The sequence below is a fragment of the Massilia putida genome, assembly GCF_001941825.1.
Taxonomy (GTDB): Bacteria; Pseudomonadota; Gammaproteobacteria; order Burkholderiales; family Burkholderiaceae_D; genus Telluria; species Telluria putida.
Window position 1 is genome coordinate 2,157,144 of the sequence record NZ_CP019038.1, and the last position, 16,684, is coordinate 2,173,827.

The 16,684-nt window shown below is 68.6% G+C and carries 13 protein-coding genes; 10 read left to right on the forward strand and 3 right to left on the reverse strand.

Going from position 1 to position 16,684, the window contains the following annotated elements:
• Window positions 1-9: 9 nt before the first annotated feature.
• Both BVG12_RS11890 and BVG12_RS11895 read right to left on the reverse strand, forming a co-directional pair.
• The gene (locus BVG12_RS11890) at window positions 10-2,865 is read right to left on the reverse strand and encodes a 2-oxoglutarate dehydrogenase E1 component (protein ID WP_075792566.1); all 2,856 of its coding nucleotides are present in this window, start codon (window positions 2,863-2,865) and stop codon (window positions 10-12) included.
• 617 nt (window positions 2,866-3,482) lie between these two features.
• On the reverse strand, window positions 3,483-4,913 hold the full coding sequence (locus BVG12_RS11895; protein ID WP_075792567.1) for a carboxylesterase/lipase family protein: 1,431 nt from the start codon (window positions 4,911-4,913) through the stop codon (window positions 3,483-3,485).
• A 223-nt stretch (window positions 4,914-5,136) separates the two neighbouring features.
• Between BVG12_RS11895 and BVG12_RS35650 the strand changes: the two genes are divergently transcribed.
• From BVG12_RS35650 to BVG12_RS11915, 4 genes are all read left to right on the forward strand, one after another.
• Window positions 5,137-6,852, forward strand: coding sequence for a methyl-accepting chemotaxis protein (locus BVG12_RS35650; RefSeq protein ID WP_075792568.1), 1,716 nt, complete (start codon window positions 5,137-5,139; stop codon window positions 6,850-6,852).
• A 1-nt stretch (window position 6,853) separates the two neighbouring features.
• Window positions 6,854-8,104: a chemotaxis protein CheW gene (locus BVG12_RS11905; protein ID WP_075792569.1), complete on the forward strand. Its 1,251-nt coding sequence runs from the start codon at window positions 6,854-6,856 to the stop codon at window positions 8,102-8,104.
• A 70-nt stretch (window positions 8,105-8,174) separates the two neighbouring features.
• Complete coding sequence (locus BVG12_RS11910; RefSeq protein ID WP_169926810.1) at window positions 8,175-9,380, forward strand: SGNH/GDSL hydrolase family protein; 1,206 nt, start codon at window positions 8,175-8,177, stop codon at window positions 9,378-9,380.
• 132 nt (window positions 9,381-9,512) lie between these two features.
• Window positions 9,513-10,925, forward strand: a complete 1,413-nt coding sequence (locus tag BVG12_RS11915; RefSeq protein WP_075792571.1) for an OmpP1/FadL family transporter — start codon at window positions 9,513-9,515, stop codon at window positions 10,923-10,925.
• A 157-nt stretch (window positions 10,926-11,082) separates the two neighbouring features.
• On the opposite strand, the gene BVG12_RS11920 is transcribed toward BVG12_RS11915, so the two are convergent.
• On the reverse strand, window positions 11,083-12,522 hold the full coding sequence (locus BVG12_RS11920) for a methyl-accepting chemotaxis protein (RefSeq protein WP_229503863.1): 1,440 nt from the start codon (window positions 12,520-12,522) through the stop codon (window positions 11,083-11,085).
• 201 nt (window positions 12,523-12,723) lie between these two features.
• Between BVG12_RS11920 and BVG12_RS11925 the strand changes: the two genes are divergently transcribed.
• The 6 genes from BVG12_RS11925 to BVG12_RS11950 all read left to right on the forward strand — a co-directional run bounded on the left by BVG12_RS11925 (window position 12,724) and on the right by BVG12_RS11950 (window position 16,673).
• Window positions 12,724-14,277, forward strand: a complete 1,554-nt coding sequence (locus tag BVG12_RS11925) for a HAMP domain-containing histidine kinase (RefSeq protein ID WP_075792572.1) — start codon at window positions 12,724-12,726, stop codon at window positions 14,275-14,277.
• The gene (locus BVG12_RS11930) at window positions 14,274-14,951 is read left to right on the forward strand and encodes a response regulator (protein ID WP_075792573.1); all 678 of its coding nucleotides are present in this window, start codon (window positions 14,274-14,276) and stop codon (window positions 14,949-14,951) included. Before BVG12_RS11925 ends, BVG12_RS11930 begins: the two co-directional genes overlap by 4 nt.
• Window positions 14,952-15,040: 89 nt before the next feature.
• Entirely contained in the window at window positions 15,041-15,544 is a 504-nt protein-coding gene (locus BVG12_RS11935; protein ID WP_075792574.1) for a hypothetical protein, read from the forward strand.
• Between the two features lie 54 nt (window positions 15,545-15,598).
• Window positions 15,599-15,982, forward strand: a complete 384-nt coding sequence (locus BVG12_RS11940) for a BlaI/MecI/CopY family transcriptional regulator (RefSeq protein WP_075796320.1) — start codon at window positions 15,599-15,601, stop codon at window positions 15,980-15,982.
• Window positions 15,979-16,170, forward strand: coding sequence for an oxidoreductase-like domain-containing protein (locus BVG12_RS11945; protein WP_075792575.1), 192 nt, complete (start codon window positions 15,979-15,981; stop codon window positions 16,168-16,170). Before BVG12_RS11940 ends, BVG12_RS11945 begins: the two co-directional genes overlap by 4 nt.
• Window positions 16,167-16,673, forward strand: coding sequence for an arsinothricin resistance N-acetyltransferase ArsN1 family B (locus tag BVG12_RS11950; RefSeq protein WP_075792576.1), 507 nt, complete (start codon window positions 16,167-16,169; stop codon window positions 16,671-16,673). The genes BVG12_RS11945 and BVG12_RS11950 overlap by 4 nt, the downstream gene beginning before the upstream one ends.
• Window positions 16,674-16,684: the final 11 nt, after the last annotated feature.

Genomic DNA, 16,684 nt, shown 5'->3' on the forward strand with positions numbered 1-16,684 from the left:
GAGCGCTGCTTATTTGGTGAGGACAAAGCCCTTCAGCTTCGAGAACGCGGTATCCAGCAGTTCCTTCTGCTGCGCCACGTGCTTGTCGGTGTAGCCGACGGCAGGCGACGCGGAAGCCGGACGGCCGGCGTACGCCAGGCGCTGGCCGGTTTCCATGCTTTCGAACACGTTGTGCTGGATCTGGAACCACGGACCCTGGTTCTGCGGCTCGTCCTGCGCCCACACCACCTCGGTCACGTTCGGGAACTTCTTCAGTTCGGCGCCGAATGCCTTGTGCGGGAACGGGTACAGCTGCTCGACGCGGATGATGGCGGTGTCCGTCGTGCCGCGGGTCTTGCGTGCGTTGACCAGGTCGTAATACACCTTGCCCGAGCAGGCGATGACGCGCTTGACCTTGTTGGCGTCGATCTTGTCGTCCAGTTCGCCGATGACGGTCTGGAAGCCGCCCTTGGCCAGGTCGGTCAGCGGCGAGCCGGCGTCCTTGTTACGCAGCAGCGACTTCGGCGTGAAGATGACGAGCGGCTTGCGGAACTGGCGCACCATCTGGCGGCGCAGCAGGTGGAAGATCTGCGCGGCCGTGGTCGGTTGCACGACCTGCATGTTGTGGTCGGCGGACAGCTGCAGGAAGCGCTCGATGCGGGCCGACGAGTGCTCCGGACCCTGGCCTTCGTAGCCGTGCGGCAGCATCATGACGAGGCCCGACGCGCGGCCCCACTTCACTTCGCCCGACGCGATGAACTGGTCGATCACGACCTGCGCACCGTTCACGAAGTCGCCGAACTGGGCTTCCCAGATCGTCAGCGTGTTCGGCTCGGCGGTCGAGTAGCCGTATTCGAAGCCCAGCACCGCTTCTTCCGACAGCACGGAGTCGATGACGGTGAAGTTGGCCTGGTTTTCCGACACGTTCGCCAGCGGCAGGTAGATGCCCTGGTCCCAACGCTCGCGGTTCTGGTCGTGCAGCACGGCGTGGCGGTGCACGAACGTGCCGCGGCCGGCGTCCTGGCCCGACAGGCGGACGGCGTAGCCCGAGGCCAGCAGCGATGCGTAGGCCAGGTGTTCGCCCATGCCCCAGTCGAGGTTCATCTCGCCGCGGCCCATGGTGGCGCGGTCGCCCAGGACTTTCTCGACGAGCGAGTGCAGCTTGAAGTTTTCCGGCACGGTCGTGATGCGCTGGGCCAGGCGTTTCAGCTCGGTCAGCGGCACGGCGGTGTCGGCGGCGTCCGTCCACTTCTTGTTCAGGAACGGCGCCCAGTCGACGGCGTACTTGTTCTTGAAGTCGGTCAGGACCGGGTCGACCGTGTGCTTGCCGGCGTCCATCGCGGCGCGGTATTCGGCCACCAGCTGGTCGCCGCCATCTGGAGCGATGGTGCCCTGCGCGGCCAGCTTGTCCGCGTACATCTTGCGGGTGCCCGGGTGCTTGGCGATCTTCTTGTACATCAGCGGCTGGGTCAGGGCCGGGGTGTCCTGCTCGTTGTGGCCCAGCTTGCGGTAGCAGATGATGTCGACGACGACGTCCTTATGGAACTCGGTGCGGTAGTCCATCGCGATCTGCGTGGCCAGCACGACGGCTTCCGGATCGTCCGCGTTCACGTGCAGGACCGGCGCCTCGATCATCTTGACGACGTCGGTGCAATACAGCGTCGAGCGCGCGTCGCGCGGGTCGGACGTGGTGAAGCCGATCTGGTTGTTGATGACGAGATGGACCGTGCCGCCCGTGCCGTAGCCGCGGGTCTGCGCCAGGTTCAGCGTCTCCATGACGACGCCCTGGCCGGCGAAGGCCGCGTCGCCGTGCACCAGCACCGGGAGCACTTCCTTACCCAGGCGGTCGCCGCGGCGTTCCATGCGGGCCTTGGCCGAACCTTCGACGACCGGGTTGACGATTTCCAGGTGCGACGGGTTGAACGCCAGCGACAGGTGGACCGGGCCGCCCGGGGTCGAGATATCGCTCGAGAAGCCCTGGTGGTATTTCACGTCGCCTGCCGGCAGGTCGTCGGCGTGCTTGCCTTCGAATTCTTCGAACAGCTCGGACGGTGCCTTGCCCAGGGTGTTGACCAGCACGTTCAGGCGGCCGCGGTGGGCCATGCCGATGACGACTTCCTGCACGCCGTGCTCGCCGGCGCGGCGGATCACTTCGTCCATCGAGGCGATGAACGATTCGCCGCCTTCCAGCGAGAAGCGCTTGGCGCCGACGTACTTGGTGTGGAGGTAGCGCTCCAGGCCTTCGGCCGCGGTCAGGCGCTCGAGGATGTGCTTTTTCTTTTCAGCGGTGAAGCTCGGGGTCGAACGGATCGACTCGAGCTTCTCCTGCAGCCAGCGCTTCTCGGTCGGATCGCTGACGTACATGAATTCTGCGCCGATGGAACGGCAATACGTGTCGCGCAACATGTTCAGCAGGTCGCGCAGCGAGGCGGTTTCCTGGCCGAAATAGGTGTTGCTGATATTGAACTTGGTGTCCAGGTCGGCTTCGGTGAAACCATAGAACGACGGTTCCAGTTCCGGGATCGGCGGGCGTTCCTGGCGCTGCAGCGGGTCGAGGTTGGCCCAGCGCGAGCCGAGGTAGCGGTAAGCGGCGATCAGCTGCGTCACGGCGACGCGTTTGCGGCCGAGTTCGGCGTCCGGAGACGCGGTCACGGTGCGGATCGGGCCCTGCTTGGCGCGTTCGGCGAACGAAGCGATCACGGACGAGTGATCCACGTCCGGCTTGGCGGTACCGTCGACAGCGGGCATGTGCTGCATCGCGTCGAAATAAGCGCGCCAGTTGTCCGGCACGGAGCCCGGATTGTTCAGGTACGCTTCGTACAACTCTTCCACGTACGGCGCATTACCGCCGAACAGGTACGAGTTGGCGTTATATTGTTGCATCATTCTTGCTCACCTTTCTTCGCGTTTCGCGAGTTTAGGGCGGGTTAATCTAACCTTCCGCGACACGGCCTGACCGGTTAGCGGATCGCACTTACTACATATCAAGTTGTGGGGGAAGGACTTTGCAGGCAAATCAATGCGGACGACCTGCCCAATTGCGCACGGTATTGTAACGCAAGGATTGCAACCCGGCGGGCTCCACATCGACATTTTATTCATGACAAAATTACTTTTTTCATCTTGTCAACAAGATCATTAACGGATCGGCTGACCATCTGAATAGTAATCGTTATCGTTTACACATGGACCCGACCGGTTCCGTCCCTCCCCTTGGCACCGCCCGCCGCGCCGTTTTCCTGCACCGGTTGCACCCGGTGCCTGATGCCATGCGGGTGTTCGCCGCCACCGGCTTCCCCTTGCAGCACGCGTCGCCGATCGAGGCGACGCCCGCCGTCACACGCCGGAAGGCTGTGTTGCCGCCCGCATTGCGCGCGCAGATCGAAGCCATCCCCGGCGAGCGCGCGCTGGAGGGACCGGCAAGCGACGGGCGCTGCCGGCGCGACGTCTACGCGTCACGCCAACGCGGCGCGTATTTCACGCGCGGGCACAAAGTGCCCACCCTAGCGGCCCGCGACGGTCGTCGCGTCGATGTCGGGTCCCCACGGATCGCGCTGGGCGACCGGCCTGCCGCTCGCTGCGAAATCCATGATCACGTCCTCGTCGCCGGCATAGCGCGGCCACGCCGGCAGCTTGCGGCCGTTCGGGTCGCCCTTCTTCGCGAAGTTCACGAGATAGGCGCTCATCGCGCGGCCCATCGCGACGTCCTTCTTCGTGACCGCCGCGCCGTACTTGACGTCCACCGTGTCGAAGAAATACGGAATGTCGCTCGCGTGCTGCGCGCCCGGCTTGCCGATGGTGTCCGCCACGTACGAGAAGCGGTATGCGTACACGGGCACGCCCTGCGCGGCGAGGCGTCCCGCCAGGCCGCGCGCACCGGCGACCATGAAACCGGTCTTGCCGCCGATGTCCGCGCTCGTCGCGCCGATCATCACGGGCACCTTGGCAAAGCGGCCGGACGCGAACGCGGCCCCCGTCTCGACGGCCACCTTGCCGTCCGCGAACGGCCCGGCATACGTGGACGGATTCTGCGGCGCACGGTTGGCCAGGTTCATGCCGTCGACGACCTGCTCCGCCGGCAGCGCGCGCAGTTTCGCCAGCGCCTGCGGATCGTCGGCCGCGATACCCTTCGCCGCCGCGAAGTTCACGCCGACCTGTTCGACGCTTGCCAGACCCGGATCGGCCGTCGTGCCGTCGCCGCCGGACAGCACGACGGCCTTCGCGAACAGGCCTTGCGCCATGGGTGACGTCAGCAGCGCATTGACGGACATGCCGCCCGCCGATTCGCCCATGATCGTCACGTTGGACGCATCCCCGCCGAACGCCGCCACGTTGCGCTTGACCCACTGCAGGGCCGCCAGCTGGTCCATGTAACCGTAGTTGCCGAGCGCTTCGCCGTGCGCCTGCTGCGTCAGCTGCGGATGGGCGAAGAAGCCGAAGCGGCCCAGCCGGTAATTGAAACTGACGAGGACGACGCCCTGCTTCGCCAGCGCGGCGCCGGCATACGTCGGCGGCGACGAACCGCCGTTGACGAAGCCGCCGCCGTAGATCCACACGATCACCGGCAGTTTGCCGGATGCCCTGGCTTTCGCCGGACGCCACACATTCACATACAGGCAATCCTCGGACGGCGGCGTGCCCAGCGGCGCGGCGTCGCTGGGGAAAGGCAGTTGCATGCAGTCGCTGCCGTAGGCCGTGGCCTCGCGGACGCCGGACCAGGCGGCGGCCGGCTGCGGCGCGCGCCAGCGCAGGTCGCCGACGGGCGGGGCCGCAAACGGTATGCCCTTCCAGCTGGCCACGCCTTTCTCGACGGCGCCCCGGACCTTGCCCGTGTCGACGGTGGCGACGGGACCGCTGGCACCTTGCGCGGCGCCGGAAGACACGAGGAAGGTTAGCGCTACCATCAACAGGGATTGCAGGGGCGGACGTGGCATGGTGTCTCCTTTTTTCGAATGAATGGTTGCCGGATCAACATCCGATGCTAATGACGACCTGGAAACCCGTCAATTAAAACCTCGCACCGCCCTGTACGTACCCCACAACAAATAATCGAATTCAACAAAATTCCCTCGCATTCTCATGAGAAAAATGATTAAATCATCGAATGAGTTGCCAGATGGCAATAATACAAACATCATGACGCCACTCCGAGAAGCCATGCATATGACCGCCGCTGCCCCCGTCACGTCCCGGGACGAACTCGCCCATGCCGCGCTGGACGCCATCAACCGCGCCCAGGCCGTGATCGAATTCGGTCTGGACGGCCGCATCCTGCACGCCAACCAGAACTTCCTCGACACGCTCGGCTATGAACTGCACGAAGTCGTCGGCCAGCCGCACGCCCTGTTCTGCGAACCGGACTATGTACGCTCGCAGGCCTACCGCGACTTCTGGAAGCACCTGGCCAGGGGCGAATACCACGCGGGCGAATTCAAGCGCGTGGCCCGCGACGGCAGCCCGGTGTGGATCCAGGCCACGTACAACCCGATCTTCGGCGCCGACGGCAAGCCGACGAAGGTCGTGAAGTTCGCCACCGACATCACGGCGGCCAAGCTGCGCAACCTCGACTTCGAAGGCAAGATGGCCGCGATCGACCGCACCCAGGCCGTCATCGAATTCGACCTGCAGGGCAACGTGCTGCACGCGAACGCCAACTTCCTCGCCGTGACGGGCTACACGCTCGAGGAAGTACGCGGCCGCCACCACCGCATGTTCTGCCTGCCGGAACACGCCAGCTCGGCCGAGTACCTGGCGTTCTGGGAACGGCTCGGACGCGGCCAGGCCGACACCGGCGAATACCGGCGCGTGACGAAGGACGGCCGGACCGTGTGGATCCTCGCGTCGTACAATCCGATCCTCGGCGCCGACGGCAAGCCGGTCAAGATCGTCAAGTTCGCCACCGACATCACGGCGCGCAAGCGCCACGCCGCGGAAACGCGCGGCCAGCTGGACGCCATCGGCCGCTCCCAGGCCGTGATCGAATTCGACCTGCACGGCAACGTGCTGGCCGCGAACGACAACTTCCTGCGCACGCTGGGCTACCTCGAGGACGAGGTGATCGGCCGCCACCACAGCATGTTCTGCGACGAGGCACTCATCAAGAGCAGCGCGTACCGCAACTTCTGGGCCGACCTGGCCCGCGGCCAGTTCCAGTCCGGCCGCTTCCGCCGCCGCGGCAAGCACGGCGCGGACATCTGGATCCAGGCCACGTACAACCCGATCCTGGACGCCGACGGCAAGCCGTACAAGGTCATCAAGTTCGCGATGGACGTGACGGACCAGGTGCACCGCGAAGAACAGCTCGGCGCCAAGATCCACGCCATGTCCGGCGTGCTGACCGACCTGTCGCAATCGATCACCTCCATCGCCCAGGGCTCGCAGCAATCGGCCGGCCTGGCGGTGCAGACGCGCGACCAGGCGGCCGAGGGCAGCACCTTGCTGGCGCGTTCGAAGGACGCGATCCTCGCGATCCAGAAATCGTCCGACGACGTGCAGGAGATCATCGACACGATCAGCGACATCGCCAGCCAGACGCACCTCCTCGCGTTCAACGCGGCGATCGAGGCGGCGCGCGCGGGCGAACACGGCATGGGGTTTTCCGTCGTCGCCAACGAGGTGCGCAAGCTGGCGGAAAAGTCCGCGCTGGCCGCGCGCGAGATCGCGAAGCTGATCAACGAGACCGCGAACCGCGTGGGTGAAGGCACGCGCCTCGCGGGCGACGTGGAGGACGCGTTCGGCCGCATCGTGCGCTCGGTCGCGGCGACGAGCGAATCCATCGCCGGCATCCACGCTTCGACGAGCGCGCAGGCCAACGCCACGCGCGACGCGTCGGCCCTGCTGGCCGAGCTGGAACGCGTGGCCACGGAGCACTGACATGCGGCTGGCCGAAGTGCGCATCGACGCCGTCGACGTCGGCATCGCCGCGCAAGCCGTCGTGCAGGCGTTGCCGCTGCCGCAGACGCTGGCCGCCCCGCCGCGCCGCGCGGGCGCCCTGGCCGGCGTGGTGGAGCACGGCGGCGTGCCGGTGCCCGTCGTCGACCTCGCGCGCTGGGTCGGCACGGGCGCGCGGCAGGACGGGCGAGAAACGCGCATCCTCGTCCTGCGCGACGGCGACCGCACGCTGGGCCTGCGCGTCTCGGCCGTCAGCGGCCTCGTCGACGTGGCGCCGGAGGGCATCACCCGCCTGCATCACGACGACGATGCGGACGAAGTGTTCCACAGCGTGGCGCGTTCGCCGGAGACGGGGCGCGTCCTCAGCGTGCTCGACGTCGGCAGGCTCGCCACGCTGGCCTGCGCGTGGAGCGGCCCCGCTGCGTCGGCGCCGGCCACCGAACCGCCGCCGGCCGCGCGCGACACGCGCACGTACGCCCTGCTCGACGCGGGCACGGTGCGCCTCGGCGTACCGGCCGGCGCGCTCGCGGAAGTCATTCCCATGCCGGCGCGCATCCCGATCGGCGACGGCGCGTGGTGCACGTGGCACGGCCGGCACCTGGCGATCGTGCCGCCGGCCGCGCTCGATCCCGGCCTCACGGCCGAACAATGCAACCTGCTCGCCGTGCTGGAACGCGACGGCCTCGCGCTCGGCGTGCCCGTGCGCGCAACCTTGCGCCTGGCGGATTTCATGCCGGCCGTGACGGTCTACGACGACGACGGCGCCGAGGTCCGGCTGGTCGACGTGGCGGCGCTGTTCGCGGCCCGTCCCGAGGCAGCGCTGTCCCGGCACGCGCACGGCGCCGCCCCCGCGACGGGCGGCGCGGACGCCGGCCGGCCCAACGACGCCGCGTACGTCGTGTTCGAAGCGGACGACCTCGTCGCCACGCCCCTGGCCGGGCTGGAATGCGTGCTGCCGCTCGCGGGCGCGCCTGGCGCGACGATGCGCTGGGGCGACCGCGCGCTGCCCGTCGTCGACCTGCGCCGTCCCGGACACGCGCCGGCGGACGACGGCCAGGTGCTCGTCGCGCGCGCCGGCGTGCACCGCGTCGCCTGCGTGGTCGCGCGCGTGCACCTCATCATCCCGGCGGGCGGCGGACGGATGTACCGCCTGGGCGCGGGCGCGTTCATCATGACGGGCGACGGCCGCGCGCGCGCCAGCTATCGCACGGTCGACCTGGGCACATACTGCTAGCACAAGTATGAGTTGCGCCGGCCAGGGGCCGGTGCGAGCATCGCGGTCCAACCTCATCACTGGAGATGCCATGACCGCACGCGCGCTCGCCACCCTGCTCCTCTATGCTCTGCTCACGACCACCTCCACCGCAGCGAACCAGGGCTGGCGCACCGGCTGGTCGTCCGCGCCCGATTCCGACGGCCCCGCCCTGCCCGCGCAGACGCTGCGCCAGGTCGTGCGCACGAGCGCGGGCGGCACGCGCGTGCGCATCCGCCTGTCGAACCTGTTCGGCAAGGCGCCGCTGACGGTGGGCGCGGCCCGCGTCGGCCTGTCCGCCGGCGGCGCGCACGTCGCGCCCGGCAGCGACCGCGCCCTGCTGTTCGGCGGCCGGACCGCGGTCACGATCGCGGCAGGCAGCAGCGCGTTGTCCGATCCCGTCGACCTCGCCGTCGGCGCGCGCCAGCAGCTCGCCGTCAGCCTGTACCTGCCCGCGCAGGTCGACGTGTCGACGGTCCACGGCTTCGCGCTGCAGACGGCATACCTGAATGCACCGGGCGATGCGACACGGTCCGCCGACTTTCCCTCCACCGCCACGGACGACAGCCGCTACTTCATCAGCGACGTCGAGGTGATGGGCACGGACGCGGGACGCACGCTGGCCATCGTCGGCGACTCGATCGCGGACGGCGTCGGCGCCGGGACCGGCCACGACGCGCGCTGGCCGGACGCGCTGGCCGCGCGCCTGCAGGGCGATCCGCTGCTCGCCACGATCGGCATCGCGAACGGCGGCATCGCCGGCAACCGGGTGCTGAACGACGGTGCCGGCATCTTCGTCGGCCCGAGCGCGCTTTCCCGCTTCGGGCGCGACGCGCTGGACAAGCCCGGCGTGCGCTGGATCCTCGTGCACGAAGGCGTGAACGACATCACGGCCACGCAGATGCTGGCCGAGCCCGCGCAGCACGTGACCGTCGAACAGATCGAAGCCGGCTTGCGCACGCTGGCGGAGCGCGCGCATGCCCGCGGCATCCGCATCTGGGCCGGCACCCTGATGCCGCTGGCCGGCACCAAGCCTTTTTATTCCGAGGCCGCCGAGCGCCAGCGCCAGGCCGTGAACGCATGGATCCGCACGGCCGGCGTGTTCGACTCCGTCATCGACTTCGACGCCGCCCTGCGCGACCCGCTCGAGCCCACGCGCCTGAACCCGGCCTACGACAGCGGCGACCACCTGCACCCGAACGAGGCGGGCTATCGCCTGATGGCGCAACAGATCGATCTCCGCCTGCTGAATCGTTAAGAAACGGAGCCGTGTCGTTCACACAACAGAAATAGAACGGTCGTGCGAAATGGTGTATGCTTCGGCACCCGCCCACCCGGTCAGTCCTGGTCCGGGAGCGGGATGACGAATCATTACTTGGAGTGAGACCGAATGAATCAGAAACACCTGACCCTGCTCGTCGCCCTGGCCCTGGGTACGTCGCTCGACGCGACCGCTTCCGGCTACCGCTTCGGCTCCCAGAGCGTGTCCGCGCAGGGCACCGCCGAAGCCAACGGCGCCGAAGCCAACGACGCTTCGACCATCTTCGCCAACCCGGCCGGCCTGTCGCGTCTGGAGGGCCGCCAGATCACGGGCGGCATCACCGCCGTCGTGCCGCATTCGACCTTCCAGGACGCCGGCTCGACCCGTTTCACCAAGACGCCCACCGGCGGCCTGACGTCGCAGGACGACTACGCGCCGAGCGTCGTCGCCGGCCCGTCGCTGTACTACAGCCAGAAGATCGACAGCCAATGGACGGCCGGCGTCGGCGTGTTCGTCCCGTACGGCACCAAGCTGGACTACGACAACAACTGGTCGGGCCGCTACTCGCTCACCAACATCAAGCTGGAATCCGTCAACATCAACCCGTCGGTGGCGTTCAAGCTCTCCGAGCAGCACAGCGTCGGCTTCGGCATCGACATCGAATACATGAAGGCGCGCCTGGGCCAGGCCGTGGACGTGCCGGGCTCCATCGCCGCCGCGCAGGCCGCGGGCAGCGGCGCCGCGCTCGTGCGCCAGATCGCCACGCTGGGCGGCAATCCGGCGCTGCTTGCGACCGCGCACGACGCGCACGCGGGCGTGGACGGCAAGGACTGGGGCTATGGCTTCAACCTGGGCTACCTGTACTCGCCGACGCCGGATACGCGCTTCGGCATCGCCTACCGCTCGTCGATCAAGCATGAACTCAAGGGCGGCGCGGTGTGGGACTTCTCGACGGTCACGGGCGACGCCGTCGTCAACAAGGTGCTGCAGGGCGCATCGCACCACGCCAACTCGGCATCGCGCGTGGACGTAAGCACGCCGGAGACGCTGTCGCTGAACGCCTTCCACCAGTTCGATCCGAAATGGGCCGGCCTGGCCGACGTGACCTGGACGCGCAACTCGCGCATGCAGGACATCAACATCCAGTTCGTCGGCGCCGGCGTGGGCGACCTGGTGATCCGCCAGAAGTGGAAGAACACCGTGCGCGTGGCACTCGGCGCGAACTACCAGTTGAACGACACGACGGTCCTGCGCGCGGGCATCGCCCACGACGACGCCCCGGTCCAGGGCGACACGCTGCGTCACGCCGCCCTGCCGGACGCCGACCGCCTGCAACTGTCGTTCGGCGCGAACTGGAAGCTGACCCCGGCCTCGTCGCTGGACCTGGCCTACAGCTGGCTGCACTTCAACGATGCGAGCGGCAACTACACGAACAACTGCAACCCGCTGATGACGACCTGCACCGGCAACGGCGAGACGACGCGCGGGACGTGGAAGACCCGTATGCAGCTGATCGGGTTGGCGTACAACTACAAGTTCTGACCATTCGTCATTCCCGGCACTGCCGGGAATGACTTCCCGCGGACGCGGGAATCCATACTGAGTGACCGAATTCGGTATGTCGGAATACCGTGATGTTTTTGATGTCTGACTTCGGAGCTTCAGTATGGGTTCCCGCCTTCGCGGGAACGACGGTGTTCTACAACTTGGACGAATCAAACCCTACCCGCACCGCCCCCCAATGCCGCCCGCCGATCTCGAGCGGCATCGACAGATCGTTGATCACCTCCCCCGTATCGCGCAGATACGTCTGGAACAGGAAAGGCTTGCGGTTGGTCGCCAGCTTCGCGCCGACCGGGTCGTCGAAGATGCGCTTGTTGCGGCAATAGACCAGGTCATGCTCGCGGCGCCCCGTCGGCGCCTGCGAGAACTTGCTGTTGTGCGTGGGCGCGTAGCCGCGCGTGTCGACCGCCAATGCGTACGTGCAGCCCGGCAGGTCGCCGAGCACGCGGTCGTACAGCGCCTGCAGATCGCGCTCCACGGCGCGGTCGTAACCCGTCGTGAAGCGCGGTGGGTCGGAACCTTCGATCGGCCGGTAGGCCTGGTCGAAGATGTCGACGCCGCGCGCCAGATGGCCTGCTAAGCAGCGGCCGGCGGCGTCGCGCAGCTGCGTCGTCGCTTCGACGAGGCCGTCGAACGGCGTGCCGCCCGTGCGGAACTCGGCCAGCACGCCCTGCATCTCCTCGGTCGTCGCGCGCACCTCGTCGAGGCGGCGCGACGCGTCGGCCATCGACTTCCCCGTCTCGGACGCATTCGCCGCCATGTCGTCCACCTGGCGGCCGATGGACTGGCTGACGGCATCCAGCGACTGCATCGCCACGGCCATCTCGTTGACGGTGCCCGTCATGCGCTCGAAGTCGGCGACGAAGGTTTGGAAATGCCCGGCCGCCAGCCCGACCTCGCGCGCGGAGACGTTCACGCCTTCCAGGATGTCGTGCGTGGCGCCGGTCGTCGATTCGACGAGCGTGCGCATCTCGCTGTTGACGCCGGCGATCTTGGACGTCTCCTCGTTGACCAGCTGCGACAGCCGCCGCACCTCGGCCGCCACGACGGCGAAGCCGCGGCCGGCCTCGCCCGCGCGCGCGGCTTCGATCGCGGCATTGATGGCGAGCAGATTGGTCTGGTTGGCGATGCGCTGGATGATGCCGCCGAATTCGCTGATCGAGCGGGCGTGATGGTCGAGCTGGCCGACGGTGCGCGCGAAGCCGTCCACCTTTTCCTCGATCGCGCGCATGCGTGCTTCGAGGCGCATCAACTCGTCCATCGACGCGCGCGCCACCGCGAGGTTGCGGTCCGCCGTGCCCGCGATGTCGTCGGTGCCCGCCTTGACGCTGGCCGACAGCGCCGTCACGTCCCGCGCCGACGCCGCCAGCGCGCGCGCGGCGGCGTACTGCTGGCGCGCCTTGTCGAGCGACTGGTCGACCTCCTTGCGCAGGCGCGCCGCGTTGATCGCGGTGCGGATGCTGCCGTCGCGCGCATTCAGCACGAGGCTGCGCACGCGCGCCGTCATGCCGGACCGTCCGGCCGGCGCGAACGCCGACGCGGAAGGGACCAGCTTCCCCTTCATCCAATTCAACATACTTTCTCTCCAAGTGGTCGGCTCATTTGGTTCGACGGCCGATTTTATTTTTAGAAATTATAAGTGCACCCTGGATACATGCAATCATTCGGCAAAAATCAATATGCTGTCCAGCCAAATCAGGTATAAGGGACCGCCACGTCGTATTTATCACACGAAATACCCTAGAATGGACTGTCGCCACTTCCCACCCTCACCGCCTTGAAGTTCTCGATCGGCCACCGCCTGTTCGCATCCGTCCTGCTGGCGATCCTTGCCGTGGCCGTGGCCGCCGTGTTCCTGCTGCGCCAGAATGTGCTGGCGAGCTTCGGCGACTACGCCGTCGGCATCGAGCTGGACCGTCTGGAAGAACTGTCCACCGCCCTCGCGCGCCAGTACCGCACCCGTCACGGCTGGGATTTCATTCCGCCGGAGGCCCGCCAGGAGTGGGTCGCGCAGGAGCTGGCGCGCCTGCAGCGCGTGCGCGAGAACGGCGCGCCGGCCGCCCCTGCCCCTGCCCCGGCCGCGCCGCCGGCGCCGCCCGCACCGCCCGCGCCACCGCTGCCGCCGCTGCCCGGACCCGAAGTGCCGGATGCCGCGATCGCCCCGCCTCCGCCCGCCCCCGCCCCCGCCCCCGCCCCCGCCCCTGATCCCGATCCCGGCCCGCTGCCGCTGGCACGCCGCATCACGCTGCTCGACGCGCACGGCGCGTGGCTCGCGGGCCGCCGTCCGGGGCCGGCCGCCACGCTGGCCCGGCGCGCGCTCGACGTGGATGGCCGCACGGTCGGCTACCTGGCCGTCGCCCGCAGCGCCCGGCCCAGCGACGCGCTGGCCTACGCCTTCCTGCGGCAGCTCACCAGCAGCCTGTGGCAGATCGTGGCGCTCGCCGTGCTGCTGAGCGCCCTCGCCGCCGTGCTGCTGGCGCGCCACTTCCGCAGCCCGATCCGGCAACTGGCGGCGGGCAGCCGGGCGCTGTCCGAGGGCCGCTTCGACCTGCGCCTCGATGCGCGCCGCAGCGACGAACTGGGCGACCTGGCCCGTCATTTCAATGCGCTCGCGGGCCGGCTGGCCAGCGCGGAACAGGCACGCCGCCAGTGGGTCGCGGATACGTCGCACGAACTGCGCACGCCGCTGGCCGTGCTGCGCGCCCAGATCGAAGCGCTGCAGGACGGCGTGCGCAGCGCCACGCCGGACACCCTCGACGCCATGCTGCGCCAGGTGCTCGCGCTGAATAAACTGATCGACGAGTTGTACGCGCTGGCCCGCGCCGACGTCGGCGCGCTCGACTGCAAGCCCGTGGCACTGGACCTGTGGGCGCTCGCATGCGACCAGGCGCGCGGCTTCGAACAACGACTCGCGCAAGCGGGCCTCGCGCTGGAACTCGGGCCGGCGCCGTCGACGCCCACCGTGTCCGCGGACCCCGACCGCATGCGCCAGGTGCTCGACAACCTGTTCGAGAACAGCCTGCGCTACACGGCGCCCGGCGGCCGCGTGCATCTGCATGCGCACGCGGACGGCCGCCAGATCCGGCTACACCTGGACGACAGCGCGCCTGGCGTGCCGGACAATGCGCTCGCACACCTGGCGGAACGCTTCTACCGCGTCGACGCCTCGCGCAGCCGCGCGCACGGGGGCGCCGGACTGGGACTCGCGCTGTGCCGCCGCCTGCTGGAAGCGCAGGGCGGTACGCTCGCCTTCGCGCATGCGCCGCTCGGCGGCCTGCGCGCCACCATGACGTTGCCGCTCGCCGAGGACGCGGCAGGAGCGTCCGCATGACCGCACGCATCGCCATCGTCGAGGACGAGCCGGAACTGGCTGCGCTCGTGGCCGACTATGCGCGCGCCGCCGGCTACACGGCCGACGTGTTCGGCGACGGCGCGGCCGCGCTCGACGCGCTGCGGCGCGACCCGCCCGCGCTGGTCGTGCTCGACCTGATGCTCCCTGGCCTCGACGGCCTGTCGCTGTGCCGCGCGTTGCGCGCCGACGCGGATCCTGTGCTGGCCGGCCTGCCCGTCGTGATGGTGACGGCGCGCGTGGAAGAGATCGACCGCCTGCTGGGCCTCGAGGCCGGCGCCGACGACTACCTGTGCAAACCCTTCAGCCCGCGCGAACTCGTCGCGCGCATCAAGGCGATCCTGCGCCGCGCGGGCGGCCCGGTCCCGGCCATCGCCATCGACACGGCCGCGCGCCGCATCGCCATCCACGGCAAGGTGCTCGACCTGACGCCGACCGAATACGGCATCCTGGCCGCGCTGGCGCGCCGGCCGGGCCAGGTGTTCTCGCGCGCCCAGTTGCTGGACATGGCGCGCGAGGGCAACGCGAGCCTCGACGTGACGGACCGCGCCATCGACAGCCACGTCAAGAACCTCAGGAAAAAACTGGACGCCGTGCTGCCCGGCGTGGATGCGATCCATTCGATCTACGGGCTCGGTTACCGCTTCGATCTCTGATCCGCGGGTCTTCATTTTTTCTCCACAATCCGGATGCAGGATGCACGCATGGCCCGCCGATCGGCGCGGGCCGCGACAAGGAGACCACCATGAAAGCCGCCACCCTCGCCATCCTGCTCGGTGCCGCCATGCTGCCCGCGCTGGCGCAGACGACCGACCACGACGACCGGGACATGCCCGTCCGGGACATGCCCGTCGGGGACATGCCCGTCCGGGACGCCCACGTGCACGTGAGCATCCACTGCAAGACGAACACCGGCAAATGCAAGGCCCCGCCCGTACCGCCCGCTCCGCCAGCCCCGCCCGCGCCGCCGGCACCGCCCGCACCACCGGCACCGGATGCGCTCGACGCCGGCGCGCCGCCCGCCCTGCCGGCCATCCCGGCCGTGCCCGCGATGCCGCCCGTCCCCGTGCCGCCCCCGCCACCGAAGCTGCCGCCCGTCCCGGCCGAGGCGCACGCGGCCTGCGCCGACAAGGCGGCCGGCAGCGCCCTCACGTGGGACCTGGGCCAGGGTGAAGTCATGAAAGGCGTCTGCACGCGGCGCCACGGCAAGACGGTGTTCGTGCTGCGCAGCTATGAGCTGAACGGCTGAGCGCGGGGTGGGCGCGCCTCGACTTCCGCGGCACGATTGGGTATGCTGGCGCGCATGTCTCTTCCCGTCCCACCCAAGCCCACGCCGTCCGAACTGGAGCTGCTGCGCACCCTGTGGCAGCTCGGTCCCGCGACGGCCAAACAAGTGCATGAAGCCATCGCGGCCGAACGCCCCGATCTGACCGCCGCCACCGTGCTGCGCCTCCTGCAACTCATGCACGGCAAAGGCCTGCTGCTGCGCGACGAAAGCCGGCGCGCACACGTCTACGCGCCCGCCCAGCCGCAGGACACGCTGCAGACGAGCCTCGTCTCCGACCTGATCCACAAGGTCTTTTCCGGCTCCGGCAAGGCGCTCGTGCTGGCCGCCCTGCGCGGCCACGTGAGCGACAAGGAACGCGAGGAGATCCAGGCGATCCTCAACGGCGGGAAAAAGCCATGAGCGCGCCCGACCTCGACCCGCGCCCGCTGCCGCCCATCGAACCGGCGCTGGAGGATTGCTGCGGGTCCGGCTGTCCGAACTGTATTTTCGATGTCTACCAGATGCTGCTGGAGAACTACAAGCTGGCGTTGGCGGCTTGGGAGGCGCGGCATCCGGAGCAGGCCGGCCAGGAACCGCCATCACCATGACGATATCTACCCACATCCGCCCCGCCTCCCCCCTTGATGCCGCCCGCATCTGCGGCATCTACAACCACTACGTCACGACGACGACCGTCAGCTTCGAAGAAGAACCGGTCGCCGAACCGGAGATGGCGCGGCGCATCGCCGACGTCGCCGCCGCCGGCCTGCCGTGGCTCGTGCTGGTAGTCGACGGCGCGCTCGCCGGCTATGCCTATGCCACGAAATGGCGCGTGCGGCCCGCGTACCGGCATTCCGTCGAGAGCTCGGTGTACCTCGACCGCGCATTCGCCGGCCGCGGCTTCGGGCGGATGCTGTACGGCGCCCTGCTCGACGCCCTGCGCGGGCGCGGGCTGCACCTCGTCATCGGCGGCATCGCGCTGCCGAACGACGCCAGCGCCGCGCTGCACGAAGCGCTCGGGTTCCGCAAGGTCGCGCATTTCTCGGAAGTCGGCAAGAAGTTCGGACGCTGGCTCGACGTGGGCTACTGGGAACTCAGGCTCGGCGACTAGTCGCCGGCGCG